Here is a 12,254-nt window from a genome sequence, read left to right on the forward strand (position 1 = left end):
AGCCACTGAGAAAGAGAAATGGTAAGATAATCCCAATTTTTTTAAATTCCCGCATTTGAACTTAGGCCTTTGCTAATTGTGCTATTAGTGATGCTAATTTTTTTACACCCTTCAGTGTAGCCTTAGCACCTGCTTCAGCAGCTTTCCCAGCCGTTTTTACTGAGTCTGCTCCTAATTTTGTTGCTCCCGTAAGGGAGGCTCCTCCAGAGGCTAAAGCGGAAGCAATGCCCGGTAAATGGAAGAAAAGGTAAATACCACAAATGCCGACAGCCAAGAATTGAATTAAAGAAATCATAATATCGTCAAGACCTGCTGAAAAAATGTTTATCGAAATCTGTACATATAAGCCACCAAGAATCACGACTAATACCTGAAGTATGATGAAGTTTACTGTTTGATTTAACCATGCTTCTGTAAAACGCCTTGTTGATGAAAACATATAGAGGCTTATGAAAAGAGGCCCTATTGATATGACAAGAAATAAACCCAGTTTAGCCACTAATGAGACGATAAAACCAATGATACAAAAAACAGCAGCAATAAATAGGCAGATAAGACCAGCAATCCATGCAGCAAGAAACTTACCCATTGACAATATTCCTGCTTTGTCTGCTGCATCAAAAACGTGTGCAGCAGCTTGGTTCATCATATTGTCCCATACATTTTTATCTAAGTGTGCTGTACCTTGTGTGACATTTGAAATGGCATTCGGCAGATCATTGAAAAATATATCCCTGACCCACGTATTGTAGTAAGCGGCATTTGTGGCGAGTGCAACAATGATGCCAAGTTTGAAAGTTGTCGCTATAAACTCCCACAGAGGCATGGAAGAACGCCCATAGATGATATTGTATCCCATAAATATAATGTAGATTGTACAAGATAGCTTAAGCGGAGCACCTAAACTTGATGAAAGATTGTTAATGGCTTTATCCATTGTATTTGTAAGTGGCTCCATCAACATATTGTCTATTTCGGTAAATACACCTTTGGTTTCTATTGCCATTTAGATGCTCCACTATTCGTTGTGTATTTTTATAATTTAATGGTTATTTTGTTGTTGTTCCGCGCGCTCTTTTGCTCTTCGTTCTTCTTCAGCGCGTTCTTTTGCTTCTTGTTCAGCTCGGAATTTTTCATTCTCAGCTCTCATTTTTTCAAGATCGGCCTTCATTTTAGCTCTAGCTTTTTCCATTACTTTATCAAATTTTTCTTGATCTTTACGGGCTCTTTCTTCAGCTTTTGCTTCATATTCCTTTTCAAGTTCAAGTTGTGCTAATCTTAGGGTTTCACAATTTTTTGCAGTTCCTGCTAATCCACATTTAGCAATCCACTCTTCCATCAACGTTGGATTTTTTTTAAATTCAGCGACGCTGTAGGTTTTTTCACATCCAGCAGCGATAATTCCAGTGCCAAGTAGCAATGTTGTTATGAGAACTTTATTCATAGATATTTCCCCTTCTTTCTTTCAGTTTTACAAGTTTTGAGCACAATCTTTAAATTCTGCTTGTGTTATCGGTTTTTATAACCAGTGATGATAAATCTAGAGCACAGACATAATCTTGCCATAAATCTATTGTACAGCCTGTAAGGTTTTTTAAGTTGAGCAGCTAAAGCGCAATAGCGGTGTGTAATGGTGCTATCCATTGTCTTTGTAAGGGGCTCCATCAACATATTGTCTATGTCAGTAAATACACCGTTGGTTTCTATTGCCATTGAGATGCTCCGCTATTTGTTGTGTATTTTATAATTTAATTATTATCTTGGTTTTGTTTAGCGCGCTCTTCTGCTTCTCGTTCGGCTTTTGCGCGTTCTTTTGCTTCTAGTTCAGCTCTTCTTCTTGCAAGTTTAGCCTTCATTTCAGCTCTAGTTTTTTCAAATGCTTCATGAAGGCTTTCTTGAGCTTTACGAGCTCTTTCTTCAGCTTTTGCTTCATATTCCTTTTCAAGTTCAAGTTGTGCTAATCTTAAGTTTTCACAATTTTTTGCAGTTCCTGCGAATCCACATTTAGCATTCCACTCTTCCATCAATTTTTTATCTTTTTTAAATTCTGCGACGCTGTAGGTTTTTTCACATCCAGCAGCGATAATTCCAGTGCAAAGCAGCAATGTTGTTATGAGAACTTTATTCATCAATATTTCCCCTTCTTTCTTTCAGTTTTACAAGTTTTGAGCACAATCTTTAAATTATGCTTGTGTTATCGGTTTTTTATAACCAGTGATGATAAATCTAGGGCAGAGACATAATGTTGCCATAAATATATTATAGAGTGTACAAAGCTCTTTAAGTTGAGCAGCTAAAGCGCAATAGCGATGTGTAATGGTGCTATCCATTGTGTCTGTAAGGGGATCCATCAACATATTGTCTATTTCGGTAAATACACCTTTGGTTACTATTGCCATTTAGATACTTCGCTATTCGTTGTGTATTTTATAATTTAATTATTATCTTGGTTTTGTTTAGCACGCTCTTTTGCTTCTCGTTCTGCTCGTAATCTATTAGTATCAGCTTCAATTTTTTCAATCCAGGCTTTTTGTTCAGCTTTAAATTTTTCATCTATTTTGCGATTTTCTTCTTCAATTTTTGCCCGACGTTCTTTCTCAAGTTCAGCGCCTGCTACTCTTAGGTTTTCACAATTTTTTGAAGTTCCTATCCCTCCACATCTCGTGACCCATTCATCAAATAATTTTGGATTTTTTTTAAATTCTGCTACGCTATAGGTTTTTTCACATCCAGCTGTGATAATTCCAGTGCAAAGCAGCAATGTTGTTATGAGAACTTTATTCATCAATATTTCCCCTTTTTCCTTTCAGTTTTTGAGGTTTGAGCACAATCTTTAAATTCTGCTTGTGTTATCGGTTTTTATAACCAGTGATGATAAATCTAGAGCACAGACATAATCTTGCCATAAATATATTATAGAGTGTACAAAGCTCTTTAAGTTGAGCAGCTAAAGCGCAATAGTAATGTGAAATGGTTTTATCCATTGTATCTGTAAGGTTCTTCATCAACATATCATCTATGTCAGTAAATACGCCTTTGGTTATTATTGCCATTGAGATGCTCCGCTATTCGTTGTGTATTTTATAATCTAATTATCCTGTTGTTCTTTTGCTTTTCGTTCTTTCTCTTGTTGTTCAGCTTGCCTTCTTTCATATTCAGCTTGATTTCTTTGAATCTCCTCTCTCAATCTAATTCTGGTTTTTTCAAATGCTTTATCAAGATTCTCTTGAGCTTTACGGGCTCTTTCTTCAGCTTTTGCTTCATATTCCTTTTCAAGTTCAAGTTGTGCTAATCTTAGGTTTTCACAATTTTTTGCAGTTCCTGCGAATCCACATTTAGCATTCCACTCTTCCATCAATTTTTTATCTTTTTTAAATTCTGCGACGCTGTAAGTTTTTTCACAGCCAGCTGTGATGAGCCCTGTGCAAAGCAGCAATGTTGTTACGAGAACTTTATTCATGATTTATTGTCCTGTTTCTTTTCAGATTCTTGTTTATCGTCATTTGTTGAGCCAAAGCCTCTCCATTTTTTACGGGTTTCAAATTCAGCTTGCTCTGCATTTTTACAATTTTTCGAATTCAAATCCCCTGACGTCAAACATTTCACTAATACTTCTTCCATCAGTTTTTTATTTTTTTTAAGTTCTTCTACGCTGTAGGTTTTTTCACAACCAGTCGTGATCAGCGCTGTGCAAAGTAGCAATGTTGTTATGATGATCTTGTTCATGTTCAAGCCCCTCTTTTTTCTCGTTTATTGACCACGCAGTTTTTTGGCCAAAGCTCTGTATCGTGCTCTAAATTCTTCCGCTTCACGTCTTTCTGCCGCTTTTTCTTCTGCTTGTTGAATCATCATGGCGGCTTGCATTTGGAGTATTTTTGTTTGGAGGTCTGCTTGTACCGCTGCTAATTGTGCTTGAATGCCTTGAATTTTACCCGCATCTTTAGTACTTCCAAGTTCGTCAAGGAGCTTGGTAATGTTTTTTTGTGTTTCACTGGCTTCTTCGTAGACGTCTTGTCCTTTGGCTGCTTGTCCTACTACGCGCTGTTCAGCTTTTTTCACTTCCTGTGCGTAAAAAGCATCTACTGCTTCTTTTGATCCTGCGCCCCCCGCGGGCTCTTTGTATAAGAGTTCTTCTTGCCATTTTTGCGCGTTTTTGCTGCTGCTCCCGCCGCCGCCGCCGCCACCGCCACCGCCACTGCCCATCGATTGTTGAAAGTGGTTGAAATCTGAAGGGAGGGCGCCACTGCTCCCTTGCTTGTTAAACATGTCTTTCAATCCCGAGATGTCAGGCTTGACATTTAAGGAGTTATATAATTGTTTCGCTTGATCGAGCTGGCTCTTTAATTGCTCAAGCTGTTGTTTGCCTTGTTGAATTTGTTGTTTTGCTTTATCAACTTGTTGCTTCAATTGTTCAAGTTGCTTTCCCCCTTGCGTAAAAGATTGTAAATCGAATGTAGGCATTTGTGCGAAGGCATTTGTTTGAAAGCCAAATGAAGCTGCATAGACGGCTGTTGCCAATAAAAGTTTTTTCATTGTTTTGACCTTTCTTGAAAAATAGGAAGCCATTTTTCTGGAGATTGTCCAACTTCATCCATAATGGTCTCTAGGAGTTCAATATTCTTGGTGGTGCCACTTAAAATGGCTATTTCATCATCAAAGCCGCGTAAATTCAGCTCTGCTACAACTGAACTTTGCCCTTGTTTGATGAGAAAACGCCGTGACTCACGGCTTAATTCTGATTGTATCAGGTTAAATTCTCTGTCCGATAATTTAAAACCTTCTACATAATCCCCATGATTGCCCTTTTGATTGGGAAAATAAATCTGTGTTGGACATTGCTCTATAATGGTGTGAGCAATGGTCGAATTGATCGCATCTTTGGGAGATTGCGTTGCAAACAACATCAAACCATTTTGTTTACGAATAGTTTTCAGCCTGTCTTGCGCAAAGGCTTTAAAGGAATCATCCTCTAAGGCTTTCCAAAATTCATCAATGACAATGATAATACGACGCCCATCAATCAGAGATAAAATCCTATGAAAAAGATACATCATCAAGGGTGGACGAATTTCATTATTGTCTAAAAAATCCGTCATGTCATAACCAATAAATTTTGCATCAATGCCAATGTCGTCATCAGGATTGTCAAAAACCCACCCTAAGGCATTGCCTTTACACCATCTTTCTAAACGACCCGATATCCCCTCCCTATGCGTGGTGTCAAAAAACATTTGTAAGGCCGAGATTGTCCGTTGTTCTTTTGGCAACAAGGCAAGCTGCTCAACAGCTGCCGTGATATCTTGTCTTTCTGATTCACTGATCTTTTGATCTTCAGACGAAACAAGCTTTATAATCCATTGGCGTAAAAAAACTCTATCTGCTGGATTGTTATAGTCTAAGCCTTTTAGCGGTGCTATGCCTGTCGGTCTACCATTCTTCAAGGGCATATAAGTGCCGCCACCCGCTCTGACAAAAAGTTCTGCACCCCGATCTTTGTCAAAAAAGACCATATTGGGATCATGCTTTTGAAGTTGTGCTAAAAGAAAATTGACAATAACCGTTTTCCCAGAACCAGAGGGACCACAAACAAACGTATTGCCTAAATCACCAAAGTGAAAGTTAAAATAAAACGGTGAACCAGCAGAGGTTTTCATCAAGGCTACCGCTGGTCCCCACACATTGCCATCTATTTTCCCAACCGGAAAAGAATGAAATGGAGAAAGCGCTGCATAATTGCGGCTTGTTATTGCACCAGAGCGGGTGCGATAAGCATAATTGCCAGGCAATTGTGCCCACCAAGCTGCTGCTAACCCTAAATCTTCCCGCGCAATCACAGCCCCACCATCTGTGAGACGAGAACGCGCTTTGGCAAGATTATCCGCTAACTCTTGCGGCGTATCAGCAAAAACTGCCAATGATAAATGATGCTCCCCTAAAACAAAACGATTGGATTCAAGATCATCAAGCGCATCATCTAGCTCCATAATTTGTGAGCCCGCACGGTCTCCTGCATTGACCATTTGGTTTTGTTTGCGCCCCATAATTTGCTTGGCAATGTTTTTGCTCTTGAAAACAAAAGATTGGGTGAAAATAAACTCAAAGGGAAGGGTGAGCAAACCATCCGCCATGCCTACCCTGGTTTTTGCTGGATATTCTTTCCAACCAAACATGCCCGCAAACCGTTGTTCCGCCTCGGTGCGTATTTCTATGATCTCTTTCCCAAAAATGAGACGGTCTGAATAAACAGTCGAAGCTATCGTCCCCCATGTGAGAGGGATACGTTCACGACGACCTCCCACCAATTGGTGGATAAACTCACTTTGCTGCGAATAAATATTACCTTCATGTTCATAAAGGCTCAGTCTTTTTGCACCATAACGCTCTAAATTTTGAATAAGATCTGTGGTAATATCTTCAAGCTTGCGAATGGACTCTGCATCAACTTCTGTCTTTTCTTGCTTGGCTTTGCCTAAACGTTTGAAAAACTCCACTAATTTATCCGTTTGATCAACGTGTGGATTCCACAAAATTGAAAGATAAAGATCATTGCGATAAAGCTCCTGTGAAACCATCCGCTCGCGATATTTATCATCTAATTGCTTGGCAAATGCCGATCTGAAAGTCCCATCCGGATAAACGGTTTCACGCTTTCTGATAATATGGCTATAAAGCGCTATCCGTTCATCCGCTATGTTTTTAAACAGATTATTGAGCTGTTCGTGAAGCACATTCAGATCAATAATATCCGCTGTCTCAAAGTTAATGCCTTCAAGTTTAATAACGGACATGAGAGCGCGTGAATCCAGCGCAATGATGTGTTTATTGACATGGCGCACATAAGGAATGATCGCTTCTGGCTGCTTTTCACGTTTGCGCTCTGTTCTATTCATTATAATTCCTCATAATTACGAATTAATCGTAATGGAGAAATACTTCCCCCACCCCATAGACTCGAATTTCTGGCAAAAATAGATGTCTTTTGCCATGTCAGAAGAATACGAAATTTATTATGGTCATGCTTTAGGATTTCCTTGAATATGAAATGTAGCATCACACCAAAGGTGAGAAGAAAAATATTGCCTGCCATAATGAACAATATCATCGTTCCTATCCCATTTAATCCCATAGCTTCCACCGTCACGCCTGCGATCATTGCAGGGCGCGTGCAAGCAAGAAATAACGTATCTTCTGTTAGCTTGTCGTGCTCTTTCATGGCTTTGAAAGGCAATGTTTAATGGGAAAACATTGATACAATTTGCGTTGCACCCATAACAATGCCGATGCCAACACAAACAAAAAAAGCTTTACGCATTTCAACATAACCAGCAATCCATGCAAGCCCAATACCAGCAACCGCAATGGTTGCAATTGATGTTGCAATTTTTCCTGTTAAAGCTTCAATTATTTTATCAAGAGCAGTTTCAATTTTTCCGAAGCCGCCATCAGCAAATGCTGGTTCACTCAGTGCCATGAAGGCAATAAAAAGCATCAATGCTGCTGTTAACCATTTCTTTTGGGTGTTGGATAGAGTAGTTTTTTGTAAGGTATGTTCACAACTGAACAAATTATTCATGTTTTTCATGAAAAATTCCCCGCTTTATGTTTAAGTTGATCGTAAAATTAATATTCAAAATATTAATCAGGAATCATATAAATGAAAAAAATAAATTTTTCTATTGATAAATTAATAATATTTAATCTTTTATTATTTAATGAACAAAAAATATAGTAATATTCAAAATGATACTTTTAAAATCTCTTAGAGCAGCGCCTAAATATATTGTCTTAATTTGTATTATTATTTGGGGATACTTTTATTTAAGTAAAAATAATGAAGAACTTACTCAAAATTCTTTTTTAAAAGGATCAGAAAAGACAATAGAAAATCCCGTTCAAAATCCGAAGTCACAATTGATAGATTATGCAAACCAACAAGATGTAAACCAACAAAATGTGGTATTGCATCCAGAACCATTGTCATCACAATTTTATGAAGAAAATGTGCCGGTTTATTCAGGTGCTATACAGGTTACAAGTGGTGTGACCTTTAAAATGATTACGCTTGTGGACGATGGATGGAGAAAAAAGATTATCCGTGATATCCGCTTATATGGTGTGGAAAGCTGTGAAATGAGGCAATTTGCCTCACGCAACGGAGTTAAGTGGCCATGTGGTGCTTTTGTTACTGCTTGGCTTGTCTCAAAAACAATCGATAAAAATGTTACTTGTCGGCAAGCACGTGTCATTCAACAGGTTCATTATGCACAATGTTTTGTGGACGGGGTTGATCTGGCACGTTTGGGGCTTGCAGAAGGGTTGATGGTGTTAACACAAGATCAGCATAATTTTCCATCTCCAGCAGACTATAAAACTCTACAATCTGCTGCTCAAAAAGCACAAAATGGCTTATGGTCGAGCAAATTTCAACAACCAGAAGATTGGCGAAGAGATCACGGGAGCTATAATCCCATTGACCATAATTAATATTGACCATTATTGATAAAGCGTCTTTTCAAGCGCTATTTAAAAATCAAGACAATATTCCATTACAAACTTTATTAGGTAAAAGTTAATCATAATCCACACAGTCCTTGGTGGACAACTCTCATGATGAAAAATTATTGTGTTTAAAGCTCGCGTATGCATATAGGTTGCTCACTACAGCGCTATGTAAGAGCGCGTTCCCTTGGCTATACGTCATTTCGTTTTGCTTTTTAAATGAAAGGCTTTCTGCCTCTCAAAGTCTTATATATTTATGAAGTAAATCATAATCGAGCTCAAAAGGCTCTCCACCAGAAAGAATAATAAAATCAGATTTTATGTCATTTATTGGATATAAAGATTCAGGCAACGCGTCATCTCTCACCATACATTCTATCGAATACGGACAATGATTGCAGCCCGCACTGCAATTTTCATTACAAATTACAATATTATCGCCCATGAAATTTCTTATTCAAGTTCATATAATCCAATACTAATTGTTTCATGAAAATATTTTGGTATAGACAAAGATCAGAAATTTTTTTAGCCACAAACGCTTTTATCATTGGTAAAGCTTCATCCTTTGATATAGACAGCAAATGAGAAATATAGTCTATCCGTTCTTCTAAATTGAGAGATAATCTTGGACTGGTGAAAAATGTTAAGATATCCAATTCCGGACTGGCTTCTTGACATAAATCCCAATCCACTACCATAAAAGAACTATCAGGAGTAACAATGATATTATCAGGATCTAAATCTCCATGTGATAAGATTATATTCTTGCTTAATCGATCTTGAAAGATCTTATTGATTTGATCAATAATCGCCTTTTGATGTAGAAAATCCATTTGGCTCAATACAGTACCCCGGATAAACTCCCATTCGACTACTTCATCGCAAAGTGTTATCAAATTTGGTGCAGGATAGAGACTTTGTCGAAAAGAGCCATCCTTGATGTTTTCATTAATGCACGATGCTTCCGGATAAATTTGCCCATAGCAAAACTCTTGATGCTTGCGTTTCAAGAAATGTTGTTTTGACGATTGTGCATTTTCAGGCTGTAACCAAATGATTTCTTGCTTTTTGATAAAAATAATTAAAGCAGCCCCCCCAAAAATCACAGCCATAATCACTGCTAACCACAAATTAGCTTGCCAGAATGTTGAAAAAACATGACCGTATAAAAAACTGAATGCAAAGGATACAACAGCTGTAATAATGGCTGTAAATGATAAAACAGTCGCGATAGCTTTGGGATCAATCAGTGAATTTATAAGAAGAGACGACAGATAAGATCGATAAGCAGATTTAAAAACACATAGCAGTAAAAATCCTAATATAAGAGCCGCAATGATTTGAAATGACATGAGAAAAAAAGCAATGGTTACCATACAACCAATCATTAAGACAGGAAAAATAGGATTTTGAAACTTTGAAAAATACTTCTGAAACAATATATTGGAACTTGCTGAAAAAAAATTCCCAATGATAAAAATAATCGAAACCAAAATAGCAGGTTGAAATGGCAAAAAATCAGAAAATGCGATAGAAACAGTTCGATTGTTAACCAAAATAGCAAAAGCTGAAACTGCACTTAAAAAAATAAGAGTGAAGCGATAAGGATTTTTGACTTCTTTACCGCTGGCGCACATAACTGTGAAAATATTCGGATGAGCGTTGATATGAAAACTATCTAATCCCTTCGTCAGTTTTGAAAACATAAAAATAGCAAAAATTAATGAAAGGACTTGAAAAATCACAGGCAATGCAGGATGCACATAATAAAGTATTCCCCCTAAAAAAATAAGTACCGTTGTCACACTATAGGTAACAGCAGCCACCTCGGATTTAACGGAAAACAGTGTGCGATGCTTTGGTACTACAGAAAAGAGTAAACTATCTTCCGCACCTGAGAAACAAGCGGCTGCTAATGTAATACACAACAAATAAGTGGCGTAAGCAAAATATGCATAATTCATAAAAAGAGCTAAAAAACCGCAAAGAAAGAAAAACAGACCAGTATAAATAACGCGCTTACTTCCATAAACATCTGATAATAAACCCAAGGGGACTTCTAAGATCAAAGGAAGCAATAAAAAATAACTACCGATTAAAACAATTTCCGCTTGCGACAAATGCAATTTTTCCGACAAAAAAAGTGGTAAAACAGCAACCACTAGAGCAGTAGACTTGCTAACACTATAAATCTTAAATTGCTTAACCTTATCCACAAAATACCTTCCCACGACATCCGCTACATGCGCCAGATTCTTTCAAAGATTTTAAAACGCTTTGAGCAGACCAATCTATTGCCTCATAATTTTGTAGATTCCCAAAAGCTTCTGAATAAAAGCGATTTTTTAAATCTCCATTATAGTCCAATACCAAGGATGAAAATGGAAATAAACACATTAACGGCGACGAAACGTACGTAGAATTTTCGTCTAAGTAATAATTAATACAATTTACAAAATTTTGTGACGTCCATGAGATTTTCCTTTCTTGGAACTTTTTATCTATATAAATCTGTAGGGGGGATTCTTTCCTTGATAATTCATCTCTCAAATGAAAAAGTGAGGCGTTTGGCGGAAGAGTTTTGTTTCTTAAAGCCTTAGATCGATCCTTTGTATTATTTTTTCTAGAAAAACTAAATGACGACGTATCGAGCGGCCTGAATCCGATATAATGGACATCTTTGCTTATACAAAAATCGATAAAATTAATAATATTTTCTAGAATCTCTTTGGTAACTGTCGCTCTTATTCCTATACTTTGCAGAGGTTGAAGATTCTTAACTGTTTCAATGTTTTTCCACACGCGATCAAATTTATTCGTCCCCCGTATATCATAATATCCTCCTCATATTGTTATTATGTGCCTTATTTATATTCAAGACAATTAGTATTTTGTAAAAAGTCTGAAGACTTATAACTTTATAATTGTAAAGTCAATTTAACTGTATTACGCAATATTCAGTTTGGAAAACAAATTGGCCTATACTGGTATAAATCGAAAAACTCTTTTGATCAGCTAATTTCCATTTTAATTATTAAGTTCATTCAAAAAGTATTATTCTTGATTTCAATGGTTATTTCACTTCAATCGCAATAAGAAATATGCAATGCTCTGCTTTATCAAGTAATTTTAAAAAGGTTTTTTTGGGCTGAAATAAAGAATAGTTGTTGCGTAAATCAGCTTCTCAGAAGAAAAATTTTTCAATTATTTTTCTGTTTTAATTGTAATTTTGTGAAATACTACTTGCGGTAAAATTACCTTTAAAAGAGGTTCTATTCGACGCTAAAATACAAACTTTTATTTCTTATTAAAGATACAATCATATTGATTTATAATGATAATCTAGCGTTATTCATATTGAATTAGACCCTCGAATAACGCAAGATTCTCTCATTCCAAACCTGTTTATGTTGAATCAATCAAAACCACTCGCTTGCACATAACAAGCGGGATGAGTGTGTGGATCAAATTTGTATAAGAAAGAACTAAAAATGGTTCTTATGTTTTTATCTAGAATTTGTTTTGGTAGCTTGTTTGTAAAATCTTTACCATATTGAAAATATTTTTTTTAATATAGCTTTGGCCTTGACACGCTTTTTTCGAGCTATGAGTCGTCGCAATAAAAGGAGACACAATGGCAAAAAAATAAAAACCCAACTGCGTTAACAGAAGGGTTTTAACAGCTTACTTGTAATCTATTTATATCTGTGTAATCATATACATTATGGATAGATTTGTTGGGATAGGTAAGG

Annotated in this window: 13 protein-coding genes; 1 reads left to right on the forward strand and 12 read right to left on the reverse strand. The window is 36.8% G+C overall.

Annotated features, from left to right (window positions below):
- Positions 1–61: 61 nt before the first annotated feature.
- From ACFIKE_RS06295 to ACFIKE_RS06345, 11 genes are all read right to left on the reverse strand, one after another.
- Complete coding sequence (locus tag ACFIKE_RS06295; protein WP_375648703.1) at positions 62–1,006, reverse strand: type IV secretion system protein; 945 nt, start codon at positions 1,004–1,006, stop codon at positions 62–64.
- 36 nt (positions 1,007–1,042) lie between these two features.
- The gene (locus tag ACFIKE_RS06300; protein ID WP_375648705.1) at positions 1,043–1,444 is read right to left on the reverse strand and encodes an EexN family lipoprotein; all 402 of its coding nucleotides are present in this window, start codon (positions 1,442–1,444) and stop codon (positions 1,043–1,045) included.
- Positions 1,445–1,748: 304 nt separating this feature from the next.
- Positions 1,749–2,129 (reverse strand): EexN family lipoprotein, encoded by a 381-nt coding sequence (locus ACFIKE_RS06305; RefSeq protein ID WP_375648706.1) that lies wholly within the window; start codon positions 2,127–2,129, stop codon positions 1,749–1,751.
- 54 nt (positions 2,130–2,183) lie between these two features.
- A complete protein-coding gene (locus ACFIKE_RS06310) occupies positions 2,184–2,399 on the reverse strand; it encodes a hypothetical protein (RefSeq protein ID WP_375648708.1) in 216 nt (71 codons plus the stop codon).
- Between the two features lie 35 nt (positions 2,400–2,434).
- Positions 2,435–2,785 (reverse strand): EexN family lipoprotein, encoded by a 351-nt coding sequence (locus ACFIKE_RS06315; protein ID WP_375648710.1) that lies wholly within the window; start codon positions 2,783–2,785, stop codon positions 2,435–2,437.
- A 303-nt stretch (positions 2,786–3,088) separates the two neighbouring features.
- Complete coding sequence (locus tag ACFIKE_RS06320; RefSeq protein WP_375648712.1) at positions 3,089–3,460, reverse strand: EexN family lipoprotein; 372 nt, start codon at positions 3,458–3,460, stop codon at positions 3,089–3,091.
- On the reverse strand, positions 3,457–3,726 hold the full coding sequence (locus ACFIKE_RS06325; RefSeq protein ID WP_375648714.1) for an EexN family lipoprotein: 270 nt from the start codon (positions 3,724–3,726) through the stop codon (positions 3,457–3,459). Before ACFIKE_RS06325 ends, ACFIKE_RS06320 begins: the two co-directional genes overlap by 4 nt.
- Positions 3,727–3,750: 24 nt before the next feature.
- Positions 3,751–4,533: a type IV secretion system protein gene (locus tag ACFIKE_RS06330; RefSeq protein WP_375648716.1), complete on the reverse strand. Its 783-nt coding sequence runs from the start codon at positions 4,531–4,533 to the stop codon at positions 3,751–3,753.
- The gene (locus ACFIKE_RS06335; RefSeq protein ID WP_375625292.1) at positions 4,530–6,890 is read right to left on the reverse strand and encodes a VirB4 family type IV secretion/conjugal transfer ATPase; all 2,361 of its coding nucleotides are present in this window, start codon (positions 6,888–6,890) and stop codon (positions 4,530–4,532) included. The genes ACFIKE_RS06330 and ACFIKE_RS06335 overlap by 4 nt, the downstream gene beginning before the upstream one ends.
- Positions 6,890–7,213, reverse strand: a complete 324-nt coding sequence (locus ACFIKE_RS06340; protein ID WP_375617900.1) for a type IV secretion system protein VirB3 — start codon at positions 7,211–7,213, stop codon at positions 6,890–6,892. Before ACFIKE_RS06340 ends, ACFIKE_RS06335 begins: the two co-directional genes overlap by 1 nt.
- An 18-nt stretch (positions 7,214–7,231) precedes the next feature.
- Positions 7,232–7,582, reverse strand: coding sequence for a TrbC/VirB2 family protein (locus tag ACFIKE_RS06345; RefSeq protein WP_375648718.1), 351 nt, complete (start codon positions 7,580–7,582; stop codon positions 7,232–7,234).
- A 158-nt stretch (positions 7,583–7,740) separates the two neighbouring features.
- Between ACFIKE_RS06345 and ACFIKE_RS06350 the strand changes: the two genes are divergently transcribed.
- On the forward strand, positions 7,741–8,484 hold the full coding sequence (locus ACFIKE_RS06350; RefSeq protein ID WP_375648720.1) for a nuclease: 744 nt from the start codon (positions 7,741–7,743) through the stop codon (positions 8,482–8,484).
- Between the two features lie 449 nt (positions 8,485–8,933).
- Here the strand turns inward: ACFIKE_RS06350 and ACFIKE_RS06355 are convergent, their stop codons facing one another.
- Positions 8,934–10,718, reverse strand: coding sequence for an MFS transporter (locus ACFIKE_RS06355; protein ID WP_375648722.1), 1,785 nt, complete (start codon positions 10,716–10,718; stop codon positions 8,934–8,936).
- Positions 10,719–12,254: the final 1,536 nt, after the last annotated feature.

Source organism: Bartonella sp. MU70NMGDW (assembly GCF_042194085.1).
Taxonomy (GTDB): Bacteria; Pseudomonadota; Alphaproteobacteria; order Rhizobiales; family Rhizobiaceae; genus Bartonella; species Bartonella grahamii.